The organism is Polaromonas sp. C04, from assembly GCF_002002705.1.
Lineage (GTDB): Bacteria > Pseudomonadota > Gammaproteobacteria > Burkholderiales > Burkholderiaceae_C > Rhodoferax_A.
The window spans coordinates 43,257-59,808 of sequence record NZ_MUNS01000029.1; the positions used below are offsets into that span (position 1 = coordinate 43,257).

Consider the following 16,552-nt stretch of genomic DNA (forward strand, 5'->3'; position numbering starts at 1 on the left):
GCGAAAGAATTATGGAACCTCAACTGAACCAAGAAGTGATCAACACCGCCCAGGCCCACGATGGCCCGATTGAAACCGATGCCGTCATCATCGGCGCAGGCCCGGTCGGCCTGTTCCAGGTGTTCGAGCTCGGCCTGCTCGAGATCAAGGCCCATGTGATCGACTCGCTGGCCCATCCCGGCGGCCAGTGCGTCGAGCTCTATCCCGATAAGCCGATCTACGACATTCCCGCCGTGCCGGTGTGCACCGGCCAGGAACTGACGGATTCGCTGCTCAAGCAGATCGAGCCGTTCGGCGCGACCTTCCATTTTGGTCAGGAAGTGACGGTGGTGGAAAAGCAGGAGGACGGCCGCTTCTATGTCGAAACCTCCCGGGGCACGCGCTTCCTGACCAAGACCATCTTCATCGCCGCCGGCGTCGGCGCGTTCCAGCCGCGCCTGTTGAAGGTCGACGGCCTGAACAAGTTCGATGGCTCGCAGCTGTTCTATCGTGTCAAGAACCCGGCCGATTTCGCGGGCAAGAACCTGGTGATCGTGGGGGGCGGCGACTCCGCGCTGGACTGGGCGCTGAACTTTGTCAAGGACGGCCCGCACAAGGCCGAGAGCGTGATCCTGATCCACCGCCGCGACGGCTTCAAGGCGGCGCCGGCCAGCGTCGCGAAGATGCATGAGCTGTGCAACGCCTACGAGATGCAGTTCATCGTCGGCCAGGTCACCGGCTACGAGGAAAAGGACGGGCGGCTTACCGGCGCCAAGGTCACGGGCTCAGACGGCGTGACGCGTGTGGTGCCGCTGGACGTGCTGCTGGTGTTTTTCGGACTCAGCCCGAAGTTGGGGCCCATTGCCGAATGGGGTCTGGACATCGAGCGCAAGCAGCTCAAGGTGGACACCGAGAAGTTCTCCACCAACGTGCCCGGCATTTTTGCGGTGGGCGACATCAACACCTACCCGGGCAAGAAGAAGCTCATTTTGAGCGGCTTTCACGAGTGCGCGCTGGCCGCCTTTGGGGCCGCGCCGTTCATCTTCCCGGACAAGAAGATCCATCTGCAGTACACCACCACCAGCCCCAAGCTGCACAAGGTGCTGGGCGTGGAGACGCCGGTGTTCGACTGAGCCGGCTGCGCTCATCGATCAGGCCCGCGCGTGCGGGCCTTTTTTGTGCCCGATTCGATTTATTTTTACCCGGGCGATATTAAAAACCAATTTAATCCGGGTATTATTCGATCCAATTTTGGGAAAATAAAAAATGGACGAATCAACACCCGCGCATTGCATCGCCTTTGAAGGCAGCCGGCGCATCGCATCCGGCGAGCTGAAGGCCGTCGCCGTCGCCGTAAAAAAAATCATTGACCAGGGGGTCACGGAGCCCGTGCTGGTGTTTGACGACAAGACAAGTGCCATTGTCGAACTTGATTTGCGCGGCACCCCGGCTGACGTGGCGCAGCGACTCGAACAAAAGCCGCATCACGACGGCGGGCAGAATCCGCCGTGCGGCGCCATGGCAGAGGGACGCCGCGGCCCGGGACGGCCCCGGCTGGGCGTGGTGGCACGCGAAGTCACCCTGCTGCCCCGGCACTGGGACTGGCTGGCCGGCCAGCCCGGCGGCGCCTCCGTGGCGCTGCGCAAACTGGTGGAAGAAGCGCGGCGCGCCAATGCCGGCAAGGACCGTGTACGGCAGGCGCAGGAAGCGGCCTACCGCTTTATGTCGGCGATCGCGGGGCACCAGAGCGGCTTCGAAGAAGCCACCCGAGCGCTGTTCGCCGGCAACGCCGCACGCTTTGACGAGCTCGTGCAGGCGTGGCCTGTGGATGTCTGTCTTCATGCGACGAAACTGGCAACAGCGGCCTTCGAGCCGCAGCCTCAAGCGCACCTTGAAGGAAGCGCCGAATGAGCGCCGCAGCAGCAAACCCGGCGACGCGCCCGCGGCTGTGGAAGGCGTTCCTGGCCTTTCTCGGGCCGATGATGCTGGCCAATATCCTGCAGGCCCTGTCCGGCACCATCAACAACGTCTACCTCGGCCAGATGCTGGGCGTCGGGGCGATGGCGTCGGTGTCTGCATTTTTTCCGATTCTGTTTTTCTTCATCTCGTTCATGATCGGCCTGGGCGCCGGTGCCTCGGTGCTGATCGGTCAGGCCTGGGGCGCCCGGGAAGTCGAACGGGTCAAGGCGATTGCGGGCACCACGCTCAGCGTCGGCATCGGTGCGGGGCTGCTGGTGGCCGTGTTCGGTGGCGCTTTCACGGGCCCGATGCTGACCCTGCTGGGCACGCCGGCCGATATCCTGCCCGGGGCCACGAGCTACGCGCGCATCATGCTGATTGCCGCACCGGGCATCTTCGTGTTTCTGCTCGCGACCTCGATGATGCGCGGCGTCAGCGACACCGTGACGCCGCTGCTCACCCTGCTGATCTCGACCGCCATCGGACTGGTGCTGACGCCGGCACTGATTCGTGGCTGGGGCGGCTTGCCGATGATGGGGGTCGCCAGCGGCGCCTGGGCCAGCGTGGCCTCGTATTCGGTGGCGCTGCTCTGGCTCGGCTGGTACATGCTCAAACGCCAGCACCCCCTGGCCCCGGATGCGGTTTTTTTGCACCACATGAAGATCGATAGCGCCATCCTGGCGCGGGTGCTGCGCATCGGCCTGCCGACGGCAGTACAGATGATCACCATCTCGCTGGCCGAGGTGGCCGTGCTGTTCCTGGTCAACCGGTTCGGCTCGGACGCCACGGCGGCCTATGGCGCGGTGAATCAGGTCGTTGCTTACGTTCAGTTTCCGGCGATCTCCATCGCCATCACGGCGTCCATTCTGGGCGCCCAGGCGATTGGCGCGGGGCGCACAAGTTCGCTGGGCAAGATCGCCCGCACCGGCATCCTGATGAACCTCGCCATCACGGGCTCCCTGGTGGTGCTGGCGTATCTGTTCTCGCGCACCATCGTCGGCTTTTTCATCACCAGCGCGCCGGTGGTGGAGGTCGCGCAAACCCTGCTGCACATCATGCTGTGGAGCTCCATCGTCTTCGGCATGTCTGCCGTGCTGTCGGGCCTGATGCGTGCCAGCGGCAGCGTGCTGGTCCCGACCGCCATCTCGATGTTCGCCATCCTGGCGGTCGAGGTGCCCGTTGCCTGGGTCCTGAGCCATCGCATCGGATTGAATGGCATCTGGATGGCCTATCCTGTGGCCTTTCTGGCGATGCTCGCAATGCAGACCAGCTATTACCGGCTGGTCTGGCGCAAACGGCCCATTCGCAGGCTGTGAGCGCAGCCCTCGTACAAAAGCCAAGCCCACTCGCCTTTCACCCTGCACAGAACCGAACACATGACCGATACCACATCGCTTCCCGCCCCCGGCAACCTGGCTTTGACGCCAGTCCCGGCCGCAGACCGGGTTTTTCACTGGCCGGAGCATGCCTCGCTCTGGTTCAGCCTGGGCGTTGGCCTGCTCGTCATCCAGGTCGGCGCCTACCTGGTGCCTGCCGTGGGCACGCGCGACGCCATGCTGGCCGTCGTGCTCGGGTCGCTGGTGGGCGCGGGCCTGCTGGCCTGGACCGCCAAGATCGGCTGCGATAGCGGCCTGTCCAGTGCCGGGTTGATGCATGCCACCTACGGCAGTTTTTTCGCCCGGCTGCCGGTGCTGCTCAATATCGTGCAACTGATTGGCTGGACCACGTTCGAGCTCGTGATCATGCGCGACGGCACGGCCGCCATCGGCAAACAGACCCTGGGTTTCGCCCTCGACGGACCGGCCGGTGTACTGGGCACCACGCTGCTCTGGGGCGCCGTGCTGACGGCCCTGATGGCCGGCTCCATGATCCGGCTGGTACGCCGGTTTGTGGCGCGTTTCGGGCTGCCGCTGGTGATTGCCTCGCTGTTGTGGCTGACGTGGCAGTTTGCCGGGCAGTTGCAGAGCCGGGGTTTTGCAGCCATCTGGGCCCGGCCCGGCGATGGCAGCATGGGCATGCTGTCGGCACTCGATCTGGTGATTGCAATGCCGGTGTCGTGGCTGCCTCTGGTGGCGGACTATGCACGCCACGGCCGCAGCGGCAGGAGCGCGCTGGGGGGCACCTGGCTGGGTTACGCCGTTGCCAATATCTGGTGCTATGCGCTGGGCGTGCTGGTGGCCAGCGTGGCGCAGCCGGGGGACAACCTGGTGGGCGCGCTGCTGCTCGCACAGGGTGGCCTGATTGCGCTGAGCCTGATCCTGATCGATGAAATCGACAATGCCTATGGCGATGTCTACTCGGGCTCGGTGTCGGCGCACAGCCTCAAGCCGTCGTGGAGCATCCGCCGCTGGGGCCTGTTGCTTGCGCTCCTGTGCACCGCCCTGGCGCTGGTGCTGCCAATGCACAGCCTGGAGCCATTTCTGCTGACTTTGAGCTCGGTGTTTGTGCCGCTGTATGGCGTGATCCTGGGCCGGCTGGGCCTCAGGAAGCGGCCCGAACTCGCACCCTCGCCTCGCAAGATTGACGTCACTGCCGCCGTGCTGTGGCTGGCTGGTATTGCCATCTATCACGCGACCGCAGCCTGGGCGCCGCAATGGGGCTCCGCACTGCCGACCCTCGCGCTCACCTTTGCGCTGGCCTGGCTGACGCGTCCGAAACAGGTCTGAATAGCTCGCTACAGCGCTGGCAGTATGCGCAGCGGCACGGGCGCGTGGCCGTGGTTCAAGGGGCCATGCCCGTGTCCCGTATGCACGCCGGCCCCCGCGGCGATCGCCGCCAGAATATAGGCGCGTGCCTGCTCGACCGCTTGCGGCAAGGGCAGCCCCAGCGCCAGATACGCTGCAATGGCCGAGGACAGGGTGCAGCCCGTGCCATGCACGTTGCGGCTGGCAATGCGCGCCGATTGCAAACGCTGGCGCGCGCCAGCGGACTGCGCCAGCACGTCCACCACCTGATCTCCTGGCAGATGGCCACCCTTCAGCAGCACCGCCCGCGCGCCCAGCGCCAGCAGGTCGCTGGCGGCCTGGTCGAGCGCTTCGACGCCACGGATGTCGCGCGCCAGCAGCAAGGCCGCTTCGTCCAGATTGGGTGTGACCACCGTCGCACGCGGAAACAGTTCCTGCACCAGAACCTGTACGGTCTCCTGGGCGATCAAACGGTCGCCACTGGTAGCGACCATCACCGGGTCCAGCACCACCTGCGTGAGCTGGTAGTGGTCAATCGCCCACGCAACCACCTTCACGATCTCGGGCGAGTGCAGCATGCCGATCTTCACGGCATCCGCGCCGATGTCTTCCACCACCGCTTGAATCTGGGCCTTCACCATGTCCGACGGAACCCCATGGATGGCGCGCACGCCCACCGTGTTTTGTGCCGTGATGGCCGTGATGGCGGTCATGCCGTAGCAGCCCAGCGCGCTAAGGGTCTTGAGGTCGGCCTGGATACCGGCGCCGCCGCCGCTGTCCGAGCCCGCAATCGACAAAACCCGCGGATAGCGGCCGCCCGGCGGCCGAAAAGAATCATTCATGGTCATTGCGAAAATTATGCGGCAAGTTGCAATGCGACCAATGCCTGCGGGGTGTGATGTAATCTGGGGTACGGATGAAACAGGGGTGTCTGGCCAGTTTGGCTTGACTGAGATAAACCCTAAGACCCGATCCAGATCATGCTGGCGTGGGAAGTTTCCACCAATGAGGCCACCTCGTTTTGTCCAGCTGTTTTCTGCAGATGGACCCATGAATTTCCACTCCTCGTCAAAGTTGTCCACCTCGGTGGTATTGGGCGCCGGCCTGATGGGCCGGCTGCTGGCCGTGCAGCTCGCGCGCGCGGGCCATGCGGTCGAGCTGTATGACGCCGGCGGCCCGCAGGCTGAAGGTGCGGCTGCCCATGTTGCGGCAGCCATGCTGGCACCGCTGGCCGAATCCGCCGTAACCGAAGCCGGCGTGGTGCAAATGGGGCTGCACGCGCTGGGGCGCTGGCCTGCGCTGATCGCGCAGCTCGATCAGCCGGTGTTTTTCCAGCAGCAGGGTTCGTTGATCCTGTGGCACCGACAAGATGCCGCGGAGGCCGCACGTTTCGCCGGCCAGATGAAAGCCATCCAACAGCGCATCACGGCGCTGCCGGCCGTGCAGCCGCTGGACGCTGCCGGCGTGGCCCGGCTGGAGCCCGCACTGGGCGCGCGTTTTACGCAGGGGCTTTATCTGCCCGGTGAAGGCCAGCTCGACAACCGCCAGTTGCTGGCGGCGCTGCTGCATCGACTGCAAACGCTGCAGGTCGAACTGCATTGGCACAGCCCGCGCGACCCAGGCGACTTCCACCCCGGCCAGCGCGGCCAGCCCGACTGGGTGTTCGACTGCCGCGGCCTGGGCGCGCGCGGCCAGTGGCCGGCCTTGCGCGGCGTGCGCGGCGAAATCATCCGGGTCCATGCGCCCGAAGTGACGCTGATCCGCCCGACCCGCCTGATTCATCCGCGCTACCCGCTCTACATCGTCCCCAAGCAGGAGCATCTGTTTGTGATCGGAGCGACCGAGATCGAGTCGGACGATCTCTCTCCCGCCAGTGTGCGCTCCACCCTCGAGCTGTTGAGCGCGGCGTATTCAGTGCACACCGGTTTTGCCGAGGCGCGCATCGTCGAGATCGCCACGCAGTGCCGCCCCGCCCTGCCCCACAACCTGCCGGCCATTCGCGCGCTGGGCCCGCGCGTGCTGCAAATCAACGGCCTGTTCCGCCACGGCTTCATGATTGCACCGGCGCTGCTCGATGTGGTGATGGAACTGGTTGCCACCGGCGAGTCCGCGTTGGCCAATACCTTTGCACTGGACCTTGAACAGGCCGAGGGGGTGGCCTCATGAACATCACTCTCAACAAAACGGCACACGAAATCCACAGTGGCGCGACGCTGGCCGACGCACTCGCCCTGTTGCAACCCCGGCCGCCGTTCGCCGTGGCCGTCAACATGCAGTTCGTCGCCAACACGCATTACACGCAGACCTTGTTGCAGCCCGGCGACGACATCGAGGTCATTTTCCCGGTCACCGGCGGCTGAAAGGATCCATCCATGAACAACGCCTCCACGCCTTCCGATCCCCTGGTCCTGTACGGCCAGACATTCCAGAGCCGCCTGCTGCTGGGCACGGCCCGTTACCCCTCGCCCGCCACCATGGAAGCGGCCGTGCGCCGCGCACGCCCTGCGATGGTGACCGCCTCTTTGCGGCGCCAGCAGGTGGCGGACAGCAACGCCGGCAACAGCTTCTGGGAGTTGCTGCGCCAGTTCGATGTGCCGGTGCTGCCCAATACCGCCGGCTGCCACAGCGTGCAGGAGGCCATCACCACGGCGCACATGGCCCGCGAGGTGTTTGCCACGCCGTGGATCAAGCTCGAACTGATCGGTGACGACTACACACTGCAGCCCGACACCCTCAATCTGGTCGACGTGGCCGGCCGGCTGATCAAGGACGGTTTCAAGGTGCTGCCCTATTGCACCGAGGATCTGGTGCTGTGCCAGCGTCTGGTGGACGTGGGTTGCCAGGCCGTGATGCCGTGGGCGGCGCCCATCGGCACCGGCAAGGGCCCCGTCAATCCCTATGCCCTGCGCATGCTGCGCGAGCGCCTGGCCGTGCCCATGATCGTCGACGCCGGGCTGGGCTTGCCCTCGCACGCCTGCCAGGTAATGGAATGGGGTTATGACGGCGTGCTGCTGAACACGGCCGTGGCGCTGGCGCAGGACCCCGTGGTCATGGCGGGCGCATTCGCCGGCGCGGTGCAGGCGGGGCGCGACGCGCACCTTGCCGGCGCCATGCTGGAGCACGATGCCGCCCAGCCCAGCACCCCCGTACTGGGCACCCCTTTCTGGCATGAGGCTTGACCATGACTTCCCACCACGACATGGCGCAGGCCATTGTGTCGGCGCATCAGGCCACGCTCGGGCTGACGCCGCAGGTTCGCACCGCGCCGGCATTCAGCAGCGAGGCGCCGGTCTACCGCGCCGCCAAACAAGCCTGCCTGGATCTGGGATTCATCGAAATCGACGCCGAGTGCCTGGCCCACGCCTGGCAGGCGATGACGCTGCGCACAGGCCATTTCGGTCCCGCCGACTGGCCCGCCGATCCCCAGGACTTCGGCATGCGGGCCTGGCCGCGGCCGGACGCTTTCGCCAGTTGCCCCAAGCAGCTCGGGTTGTACGCCGTGCTGCCCGATGCAGCCTGGGTCGCGCGCATGGCGCGGGCCGGCGTGCCCACGGTTCAACTGCGCTTCAAATCCGGCGATGCCCAGGCCGTGGAGCGTGAAGTGCGCGCGGCGGTCGAGGCTGTCAAGGGCACGGACGCGCTGCTGTTCATCAACGACCATTGGCAAGCCGCCATCGCCGCAGGCGCGTACGGCGTGCATCTGGGACAGGAAGACCTAGCCACGGCGGACCTTCCCGCCATCCGCGCCGCCGGTTTGCGGCTCGGCCTGAGCAGCCACGGCTATGCCGAAATGCTGCGTGCCGACCGCCTCAGCCCCAGCTACATCGCCATGGGCGCGGTGTTCCCCACCACCCTCAAGCAGATGGCCACCGCGCCGCAAGGCACCGGCCGCCTGGCCGCCTATGCCCGGCTGATGCGCGACTATCCGCTGGTGGCGATCGGCGGCATCGACGGCAGCAAACTGCCCGAGGTGCTCGCCAGCGGCGTGGGTTCGGTGGCGGTCGTGCGCGCACTGGTCGCTGCGGCGCAACCGGAGGCGGCGGTAGCAAAGTTGAAAGCAGAGATGCAGGCCTGGATGACGAGGCAGGGGACGATTCAAATGCCGTGACAGGGAGTCACCAGTCACGGCAAAATTTAAAAGAAATACACCCGTAGCCCCTGCGAAGTCTTGACATATTGCTTCTATTTTTATAGCAATCCATGCTTTTGAATGACCACACGTTACCGCCGCTGGCGATGCCCCATCCATGGACGGCCGGCTCAGGGCCAGCTGAACCCGCGAGGCATGGATCGCCTCAGGCGTCCCCCGTAGCGCACCGCATCTCAGTTCGAAGCACGCCAGGATCGCCCAAAAACATTGCTATAATTTAAGGCTTGTTCCTCGATAGCTCAGTTGGTAGAGCGCCGGACTGTTAATCCGTAGGTCCCTGGTTCGAGCCCAGGTCGAGGAGCCACTACAAGCCGCACAGGCACTTGAAAGCCCGCTATTTTTTGAATAGCGGGCTTTCTTCTTGTTAGACGCGCTCTAATACCCAGTGGTATCCAGCGGTTTTCGGCACCCGATCAAGGAGCCGCAGCCACAAGCTCCTGCGCCGGATACTGCCGCATGCACTCCATCGCGCGCGCCGCCGGGGTCGCCAGCCACGCGCCGCAAGCATGAACTACGCGCATGGTCAACAGGCGTCGTCATCGAATCCAAACCCAAGATAGATACACTAAAAGTGTGAAATAGTGACGCATTTTTCACCTCTGATCGAGCGAAGCACCGTTTTGCGCTGACAGCGCTGGCAACTGTTATATAGTCGCAACTCGTATTGCACGTCTGGTTGCATCTTTTATTGGGGGATACGCTGTGAAAAGCTTTTCGATCGCTACCACGACTGTGTTTCGTTGGGCGTTGCTAGGCGCGCTTGCCAGCGTGCTGTCTGCGTGTGCTGGTTTTTCAACCGCTTTTCCGCCCGCGCCGATCGATGCGGCCACCCCGGATTACAACTATGTTGTGGGGCCTGGCGACGTGCTCAATATTATTGTCTGGCGCAATCCCGAGCTTTCCCTCTCGGTTCCGGTCCGCCCGGATGGAAAAATCTCGACCCCATTGGTCGATGAGCTTGTTGCACAAGGCAAAACTTCCCAGGAAATTGCCCGGGACATCGAGAAGGCGCTGGGAAAAGTCGTACGTGACCCCGTCGTTACCGTCATTGTTACCAGTTTTGTGGGCCCGTACAGCCAGCAAATACGGGTAATTGGCGAGGCGGCAAAACCCCAGACCCTGCCTTACAAGCAACACATGACCGTGCTGGACGTCATGATCGCGGTGGGTGGCCTGACCGACTTCGCTGCCGGCAATAGTGCTTCCATCACACGTGCGTCCGAGAACAACAAGCGATATTCAGTACGGCTCAAAGATCTCATCAAGCGCGGCGACATATCTGCCAATGTTGAAATGAAGCCAGGCGACATCCTGATCATTCCGCAAGGGTGGTTTTAAGGTTGGCATCCTTCTGTTTGCTGCTTCGCTTGACGAAGGTATTGCAGCGCCGCACCCTGACTGCAAGGACCTGATCCGATGGATGAGTTGATTCGCCAAGTATTTACCGCTGCCAGGGGCATGTGGAAGTATCGCTGGCTGGGCCTGCTGGTTGCGTGGGTGGTCACTGCGATCGGTGCTTTCGTGGTGCTGTCGGTACCTGACAAATATGAGGCATCGGCCCGCATTTTTGTGGACACGCAGTCCATCCTGAAGCCCTTGATGTCGGGCCTGGCGGTGCAACCCAACGTCGAGCAGCAAGTGATGATGCTGAGTCGCACGCTGATCAGTCGCCCCAACGTTGAAAAGCTGGTGCGCATGGCCGATCTGGACCTGAAAACCCAGTCCAAGGCCGCACAGGATGCGCTGATTGACAGCCTGATGAAAAACCTCCAAATCAACAATGTCGGCCAGGACAACCTTTATGTGCTGTCGTACCGCGATACCAGCCCCGAGAAGGCAAAGAAGGTGGTCCAGTCACTGGTGTCCATTTTTGTGGAATCACGATTGGGGGACACACGCAAGGACTCCAATACGGCCAAGCAGTTCATCGACGAGCAAATCAAAACCTACCTGGCCAAGCTCGAAGAGGCCGAGTCCCGCCTGAAGGAATTCAAACTCCGCAATATCGAGTTGCAAAACGCCGACGGTACCGACATGGCCGGTCAACTCAGTGCCGTGAGCGCTCAATTGAGCCAGGCCCGGCTTGATTTGCGTGAGGCCGAGAACGCGCGTGATGCGGCCAAGCAACAATTGCAGGCAGAACAGGCACAGAACGCCGATATCACATCGCGCAGCCTGTTGCAGGAGTCCGCCATGTCAATTGCCACTCCTGAGCTAGACAAGAGAATCGAGGCGCAGAAGCACAGCCTCGATGACCTGTTGCAGCGTTTTACAGAACAACACCCCGACGTGATCGCAGCCAGGCGACTCATTGCTGAACTGGAGGCTGAAAAGAAAAAGAGGGTAGACGAATTGCGGAAAGCTGCAATGGCGAATCCGGCACCGGTATCCAGCAACAGCCTGGCTTATCAGGAGCTCAACCGTCTGCTGGCCACATCGGAGGTACAGGTTGCTGCCTTGCGAGCCAGAGTGGCGGAATATGAGGCGCGGTTCAGTCGGGCGCGCAACATGATGAAAACAGCGCCCGAAATTGAGGCTGAGTATGCCCAGTTGAACCGCAATTACGACATCAATAAAAAGCACTACAACGATCTTGTGGCCCGAAGGGAGTCGGCCTCCTTATCGGGTGATTTGGACAATGCCGCAGGCGTCGCAGACTTTCGTTTGATTGATCCACCACGCGCCTCTCCCAAACCGGTGGCGCCCAACCGTCTGCTGCTGCTGCCTCTGGCGCTGCTGGCGGCATTGGGTGCCGGGCTTGCAGTCACCTTTATCGCCAGCCAGCTGCGAGCCGTCTTTTACGATGCGCGCTCCTTGAGGGAGGCGGTAGGCTTGCCATTGGTGGGTGTTGTCTCGATGGTCATGGACGACTCGGAGGCACGACAGGAAAAGTCCGATTTAAAGAAGTTCCTGGGCGCATCAGGCGGGCTGGTTGCAACTTTTGTTGCCGGGATGATCATATTTTCCATGATGTCCGGGCGGGCAGGATGAATCAACTATGAGTAGTTTGATCGAACAGGCCGCAGAACGTCTGGAGCAGCTTCGTCAGGCGGGCGCTGAAATGCCTGCAAGGCCTGAAGTGGCTCAAGCGGTTGACGCTGCCCAGAGACCTGTGAGCGCGGTCCAGCCCGCCCTTCTGTCCCGACGTGTTGACATTGATCTGGAGGCACTCGCCGCAGCGGGCATCGTCAGTCCCCACGCGCCACGATCCCAGATTGCGGATCAGTTCCGGGTGATCAAACGTCCGCTGATCAATAACGCCATGGGTAAAGGCGCATCTGTCATTGCCCACGGCAACCTGATCATGGTCACCAGTGCATTGGCTGGTGAAGGCAAGACTTTTACGGCCATCAATCTGGCAATGAGCATGGCCACCGAACTGGATTACACGGTCATGCTGGTGGACGCCGACGTGGCGCGGCCCTCCGTGATGAAAGTGCTGGGGCTGTCAGAAGGTCCCGGCTTACTCGACCTGGTGCTGGGTGAGTCCAGCGACATGTCGGGCATGCTGCTGAAAACAAACATCGACAAGCTGACCATCCTGCCTGCTGGAACGCCGCACGCCCGCGCCACTGAACTGCTGGCCAGCGATGCAATGATCCGGCTACTCGATGAAATGGCGAATCGCTACCCTGACCGCATCATCATTTTTGATTCACCACCGCTTCTTCTCACAACTGAGGCGCGCGCGCTGGCTTCTCATATGGGTCAGGTGGTGGTGGTGGTGCAGGCCGGAAGAACCTTGCAGTCAGAGGTTCGGCATGCACTGGCCACCATTGAGGCGTGCCCCGTCAAGTTAATGCTGCTGAATCAGGCAAGAGCCGTTTCCCGAGAGGGGTACGAATATGGGTACGGATACGGGTACGGCTCGGACATGAGCAGCAGCAGACCCGACTATTCTCGACATCAGCCCAAGCCATGATGCGCAGTTCGCGTGGTCTATGGACTCTACGAATGACGGCCCAATCGGTGCCGCTGGCCGTTGGGTTGGTAATGGCGTCCACTGCAGCATATGCTCAGGAGTCCGGCTCTGACTCAGGCCCGATCCGGACGCTGTCTATTGTGCCGCGTGTCTCGATTACCGAAACTCTAACAAACAACGTGGGCCTGAGCAGCGTCAATCCACAGTCTGATCTGGTCACCGAGATCAGCCCTGGAATCCGCATCGACAGTCAAGGCCGTCGGCTCAAGGGTTATCTGGACTATTCCCTGGACAAGATTACATATGCCCAGAACTCATCGTCCAACCAGTATCAACGCGCGCTCAATACGGCTGGCACGCTGGAGGCGATTGATAACTGGGCCTATATTGATTTCAGCGGCTCCATTTCGCGACAGGCCATCTCGGCTTTTGGCACCCCGTCAATCAGCAACACATCCATCAATACCAATCAAACCGAGGTTTCCAGCTACCGGATATCACCCTATGTACGCGGCCGGCTGGGCGATCTGGCCAGCTACGAGGCTCGCTACAGTCGGTCAATCACCAACAGCGATGCCGGTGGATTTGGAAATGTGAGTTCGACCGACGGTTCCGCCAAAATCAGCGGCGATAGCGCGATCCGCGGTCTGGGCTGGATGGCAGATGCCAGCCAGCAAAAATTTGATTACAGTGCCAGCCTTCCCGTTGAAGCTGATCGTTTTACTGTTGGCCCCTCCTACGCGGTCACGCCTCAATTACGTGTGTCTGCCAACGCCGGACGGGAACGCAATAACTACACCACTGCCGACATGCAAAGCTACGGCAACAGCGGTTTCGCGGTGAACTGGACACCGTCCGAGTTGACCACATTGTCAGCATCCCTGGAACATCGTTCATTCGGAAGCTCGCACAACCTGAGTTTTGAGCACCGGACAGGACGCACCGCATGGAAGTTCACCGATTCAAAAGACATTCTACAAACGCCCAACCAGCTTGGCGTTGTAAGCCTTGGATCCATTTACGACCTCCTGTATAGTCAGTTTGCATCCATCGAGCCCAACCCGGCAGCGCGCGCACAGTTGGTGAATGCATTTTTGCAAGCCAATGGGCTAAGCCCGAATGCCACTGCGGTCAGTAGCGTTTTGACGTCGGCCGTTTCCCTGCAACGCAGCCAAAACCTGTCATTTGCGCTGCTGGGTGTGCGAGACACCATCACGTTTATGGCCACGCGAATCGAAAATAGTCCGCTCGATGCATCATCGACGGCCTCCAACAGCCTGACGAATTCCCTCTTCTTTAACCAGCGCGGCTTCAGCGTGAATTACACGCATCGTTTAACGCCCGATTACTCGCTGGGTGTTCTTGCGTCGCAGCAAAACACCACCGGGCTGTCAGGCGTTCAAGACACAAAACTGCGACTGCTCAATCTCAATGTCACTGGCAGAGTGGGCAAGCAAACCACAGCCTCCGTCGGAGTGCGCCGCGTCGTTTCCAGCGGCGGTTCGCCTTACACTGAAACCGCTGCCTTCGGCACCTTGATCATGCAGTTTTGACCCATGTATGAAGCCTTTTACGGATTAAGCAGCAAGCCTTTTCAGCTCAACCCTGATCCGAGTTTCTATTTCGGCAGCAAACAACACCGGCGGGCCAAGGCCTACCTCGAGTACGGTGTGCAACGAAATGAAGGTTTCATCGTCATTACTGGTGAGGTCGGGGCCGGCAAGACTACCATTGTGCGTGGCCTGTTCGCCAGCCTGGACCCCAACAAAGTCGTAGCCGCCAACCTTGTTACCACGCAGCTGGACGCCGAAGACACCTTGCGCATGGTGGCTGCTGCATTTGGTGTGCGGGTTAAAGATGTCTCGAAGGCCGAAGTGTTGATGGCGCTGGAGGCTTATCTGCTCCACCAGACAAGCCAGGGCAAACGCTGCCTGCTGATCGTTGACGAAGCGCAAAACCTCACCGCCCGGGCGGTGGAAGAGTTGCGCATGCTGTCGAACTTCCAGTTTGGCCAGCAAGCGCTGCTGCAAACGTTCCTGGTGGGGCAGCCCGAATTCCGTACCATTTTGCAAAGCCCCACCATGCAGCAACTCAGGCAGCGCGTTACCGCGACCTGCCATATCGGGCCGCTGCTTTCGGATGAGACACAGGGTTATATTGAGCATCGGTTGAAATGTGCGGGCGCGACGGGGCGCCCAACCTTCGACTCAGCCGCTTTCGAGGCAATTTTCAAAGCCTCCGGGGGTATCCCCCGGCGTATCAATCTGATTTGTGATCGCTTATTGTTATTTGGTTTTCTGAATAATAAAACCAGCTTCGAACTCCAGGATGTAAATAACGTCGCGAGCGAAATTCACGACGAATCGGCGACGCACTCCCATAAGGCATCGGGGGAAAGGCCGGCCCGGGAAGATTCAGGTAGTCAAGGCCTGACAGCGACCGGACCAATTGATGTTGATCTCGCCAAATTGCAGATCACTCCCGGCTTGGCAGGTGCCATCTCCAGTCAAATTGACGCCTTGGGTGTTGAACAATACGACGGCCGCTTACGGCGCCTCGAGCTAAGCGTGGTTCGCCTGGAGCGGATCAATCTCGAAATCCTCTCCATGCTGCAAAAGCTCGTCGCAGCGGTCAGAAAACCCAGCCAGGAGGGGCATTCATGAGCAATCAGGCGATCATGGAAGCAGCAGCCGCGGATTTGGGTCCGGTCATTTGCGTAGTGGGTGCACGGCCCAACTTCATGAAAATGGCGCCCATTCTCAGGGCGATGGCGGCACACATTCCGCCTGTGCCGGTATTACTGGTACACACTGGACAGCATTACGACAAAGACATGAACGACCGCCTGTTTGAGGACCTGCGCCTGCCTCGACCGGATGTCAATCTTGAAGTGGGGTCCGGCACGCACGCCATCCAGACAGCGGAGGTCATGCGCCGGTTCGAGCCAGTTGTCGATGCGCACAAGCCCTCCTGCGTCGCGGTGGTCGGCGATGTCAACTCGACGCTGGCCTGCGCCCTGGTTGCGGTCAAAAAAGGTGTGCCCGTGGTGCACATCGAAGCTGGCTTGCGCAGTTACGACCGAGCCATGCCGGAAGAAATCAACCGCATCCTGACAGACCAGATTTCTGCCCGGCTCTACACCACAGAACGCACCGCTGAAGATAACCTGGTACGGGAGGGCATATCGTCCGAGCGGGTTTGCTTTGCGGGGAACGTCATGATTGACTCGGTGGTTTTTGGCCGGGCAAACGCCCGCAGCGCTGCGCAAACTCTGCGCGCTTGCGGCGTCGACCCCCTGGTATTGAGCCATCCAATGGGCTATGGCGTCGTCACCCTGCACCGCCCTTCCAATGTCGACAAACCTGAAACCCTGCGCGCCCTGCTGGGGGTTCTGGCCGAGGTTGCCGCCAGCTTGCCATTGGTGTTTGCCCTGCATCCCCGCACCCGCAGCAACATTGACCGTTTTGGTCTGGAGGGTCTGGTAAATCCTGCGCGCATGGTGTTGTTGCCACCCCAAGGATACCTTGAGATGCTGGGGTTAATGGCAGGCGCCGCCATGGTACTCACCGACTCCGGTGGCCTGCAGGAAGAAACCACGGCGCTAGGCGTACCTTGTCTGACCCTGCGAGAAAACACCGAGCGCCCTATCACCGTGGAGCAAGGCACCAACCTCCTCGTCGGCCGCAACCGGGCTGCCATTCTTGGCGCGGTACAGGAAATTTTGGCTGGACGGGGCAAGCGTGGCCGCCTGCCTGAATTCTGGGATGGCCGCGCCGCCGAACGTATTGCAGCAGATCTGTACCAATGGTTGATGTCCACTCAATCTGGAATAGCCTTGAAATCGCTTGCTACATAGAA

General features: G+C 61.4%; 15 protein-coding genes, 1 tRNA gene and 1 riboswitch. Of the genes, 15 read left to right on the top strand and 1 reads right to left on the bottom strand.

Annotation, left to right across the window (positions count from 1 at the left end; genetic code table 11):
* Positions 1–11: 11 nt before the first annotated feature.
* The 4 genes from B0E49_RS09540 (at position 12) to B0E49_RS09555 (ending at position 4,604) form a co-directional block, all read left to right on the top strand.
* Positions 12–1,112, top strand: a complete 1,101-nt coding sequence (locus B0E49_RS09540; protein ID WP_077561967.1) for an NAD(P)/FAD-dependent oxidoreductase — start codon at positions 12–14, stop codon at positions 1,110–1,112.
* A 133-nt stretch (positions 1,113–1,245) separates the two neighbouring features.
* Positions 1,246–1,890 (top strand): DUF2239 family protein, encoded by a 645-nt coding sequence (locus tag B0E49_RS09545; protein ID WP_077561968.1) that lies wholly within the window; start codon positions 1,246–1,248, stop codon positions 1,888–1,890.
* Positions 1,887–3,254, top strand: a complete 1,368-nt coding sequence (locus tag B0E49_RS09550) for an MATE family efflux transporter (RefSeq protein WP_217349232.1) — start codon at positions 1,887–1,889, stop codon at positions 3,252–3,254. Before B0E49_RS09545 ends, B0E49_RS09550 begins: the two co-directional genes overlap by 4 nt.
* 60 nt (positions 3,255–3,314) lie before the next feature.
* On the top strand, positions 3,315–4,604 hold the full coding sequence (locus B0E49_RS09555) for a purine-cytosine permease family protein (protein ID WP_077561969.1): 1,290 nt from the start codon (positions 3,315–3,317) through the stop codon (positions 4,602–4,604).
* An 8-nt stretch (positions 4,605–4,612) separates the two neighbouring features.
* On the opposite strand, the gene thiD is transcribed toward B0E49_RS09555, so the two are convergent.
* Positions 4,613–5,464: a bifunctional hydroxymethylpyrimidine kinase/phosphomethylpyrimidine kinase gene (thiD, locus tag B0E49_RS09560; protein WP_144264512.1), complete on the bottom strand. Its 852-nt coding sequence runs from the start codon at positions 5,462–5,464 to the stop codon at positions 4,613–4,615.
* Between the two features lie 71 nt (positions 5,465–5,535).
* Positions 5,536–5,634, top strand: a riboswitch (TPP riboswitch).
* A gap of 38 nt (positions 5,635–5,672) precedes the next feature.
* Between thiD and B0E49_RS09565 the strand changes: the two genes are divergently transcribed.
* From B0E49_RS09565 to wecB, 11 genes are all read left to right on the top strand, one after another.
* Positions 5,673–6,788, top strand: coding sequence for an FAD-dependent oxidoreductase (locus B0E49_RS09565; protein WP_077561971.1), 1,116 nt, complete (start codon positions 5,673–5,675; stop codon positions 6,786–6,788).
* Positions 6,785–6,982, top strand: a complete 198-nt coding sequence (gene thiS, locus B0E49_RS09570; RefSeq protein ID WP_077561972.1) for a sulfur carrier protein ThiS — start codon at positions 6,785–6,787, stop codon at positions 6,980–6,982. Before B0E49_RS09565 ends, thiS begins: the two co-directional genes overlap by 4 nt.
* 12 nt (positions 6,983–6,994) lie before the next feature.
* A complete protein-coding gene (locus B0E49_RS09575; protein WP_077561973.1) occupies positions 6,995–7,801 on the top strand; it encodes a thiazole synthase in 807 nt (268 codons plus the stop codon).
* Positions 7,802–7,803: 2 nt separating this feature from the next.
* Positions 7,804–8,730, top strand: a complete 927-nt coding sequence (gene thiE / locus B0E49_RS09580) for a thiamine phosphate synthase (RefSeq protein ID WP_077561974.1) — start codon at positions 7,804–7,806, stop codon at positions 8,728–8,730.
* Between the two features lie 270 nt (positions 8,731–9,000).
* Positions 9,001–9,076, top strand: a tRNA-Asn gene (locus B0E49_RS09585).
* A 443-nt stretch (positions 9,077–9,519) separates the two neighbouring features.
* The gene (locus B0E49_RS09590) at positions 9,520–10,110 is read left to right on the top strand and encodes an XrtA/PEP-CTERM system exopolysaccharide export protein (RefSeq protein ID WP_502688703.1); all 591 of its coding nucleotides are present in this window, start codon (positions 9,520–9,522) and stop codon (positions 10,108–10,110) included.
* 78 nt (positions 10,111–10,188) lie between these two features.
* A complete protein-coding gene (locus tag B0E49_RS09595) occupies positions 10,189–11,763 on the top strand; it encodes an XrtA system polysaccharide chain length determinant (RefSeq protein ID WP_077561975.1) in 1,575 nt (524 codons plus the stop codon).
* 7 nt (positions 11,764–11,770) lie between these two features.
* Positions 11,771–12,694 carry an XrtA-associated tyrosine autokinase gene (locus B0E49_RS09600; protein WP_077561976.1) on the top strand — a complete coding sequence of 308 codons (924 nt, stop codon included), beginning with the start codon at positions 11,771–11,773 and terminating at the stop codon, positions 12,692–12,694.
* A 32-nt stretch (positions 12,695–12,726) separates the two neighbouring features.
* Positions 12,727–14,247, top strand: a complete 1,521-nt coding sequence (locus B0E49_RS09605; RefSeq protein ID WP_168175030.1) for a TIGR03016 family PEP-CTERM system-associated outer membrane protein — start codon at positions 12,727–12,729, stop codon at positions 14,245–14,247.
* A 3-nt stretch (positions 14,248–14,250) separates the two neighbouring features.
* Positions 14,251–15,357, top strand: coding sequence for an XrtA/PEP-CTERM system-associated ATPase (locus B0E49_RS09610; RefSeq protein WP_077561978.1), 1,107 nt, complete (start codon positions 14,251–14,253; stop codon positions 15,355–15,357).
* Positions 15,354–16,550, top strand: coding sequence for a non-hydrolyzing UDP-N-acetylglucosamine 2-epimerase (gene wecB / locus B0E49_RS09615; RefSeq protein WP_077561979.1), 1,197 nt, complete (start codon positions 15,354–15,356; stop codon positions 16,548–16,550). Before B0E49_RS09610 ends, wecB begins: the two co-directional genes overlap by 4 nt.
* Positions 16,551–16,552 lie beyond the last annotated feature (2 nt).

What these genes read in the sequence shown, in the direction of transcription:
- B0E49_RS09565 (WP_077561971.1), top strand. Translation starts at nt 5,673, where the DNA reads ATGAATTTCCACTCCTCGTCAAAGTTGTCCACCTCGGTGGTATTGGGC.
- thiD (WP_144264512.1), bottom strand. Translation starts at nt 5,464, where the DNA reads ATGAATGATTCTTTTCGGCCGCCGGGCGGCCGCTATCCGCGGGTTTTG.
- thiE (WP_077561974.1), top strand. Translation starts at nt 7,804, where the DNA reads ATGACTTCCCACCACGACATGGCGCAGGCCATTGTGTCGGCGCATCAG.
- B0E49_RS09550 (WP_217349232.1), top strand. Translation starts at nt 1,887, where the DNA reads ATGAGCGCCGCAGCAGCAAACCCGGCGACGCGCCCGCGGCTGTGGAAG.
- B0E49_RS09555 (WP_077561969.1), top strand. Translation starts at nt 3,315, where the DNA reads ATGACCGATACCACATCGCTTCCCGCCCCCGGCAACCTGGCTTTGACG.
- B0E49_RS09595 (WP_077561975.1), top strand. Translation starts at nt 10,189, where the DNA reads ATGGATGAGTTGATTCGCCAAGTATTTACCGCTGCCAGGGGCATGTGG.
- B0E49_RS09600 (WP_077561976.1), top strand. Translation starts at nt 11,771, where the DNA reads ATGAGTAGTTTGATCGAACAGGCCGCAGAACGTCTGGAGCAGCTTCGT.
- B0E49_RS09610 (WP_077561978.1), top strand. Translation starts at nt 14,251, where the DNA reads ATGTATGAAGCCTTTTACGGATTAAGCAGCAAGCCTTTTCAGCTCAAC.
- thiS (WP_077561972.1), top strand. Translation starts at nt 6,785, where the DNA reads ATGAACATCACTCTCAACAAAACGGCACACGAAATCCACAGTGGCGCG.
- B0E49_RS09545 (WP_077561968.1), top strand. Translation starts at nt 1,246, where the DNA reads ATGGACGAATCAACACCCGCGCATTGCATCGCCTTTGAAGGCAGCCGG.
- wecB (WP_077561979.1), top strand. Translation starts at nt 15,354, where the DNA reads ATGAGCAATCAGGCGATCATGGAAGCAGCAGCCGCGGATTTGGGTCCG.
- B0E49_RS09575 (WP_077561973.1), top strand. Translation starts at nt 6,995, where the DNA reads ATGAACAACGCCTCCACGCCTTCCGATCCCCTGGTCCTGTACGGCCAG.
- B0E49_RS09605 (WP_168175030.1), top strand. Translation starts at nt 12,727, where the DNA reads ATGACGGCCCAATCGGTGCCGCTGGCCGTTGGGTTGGTAATGGCGTCC.
- B0E49_RS09540 (WP_077561967.1), top strand. Translation starts at nt 12, where the DNA reads ATGGAACCTCAACTGAACCAAGAAGTGATCAACACCGCCCAGGCCCAC.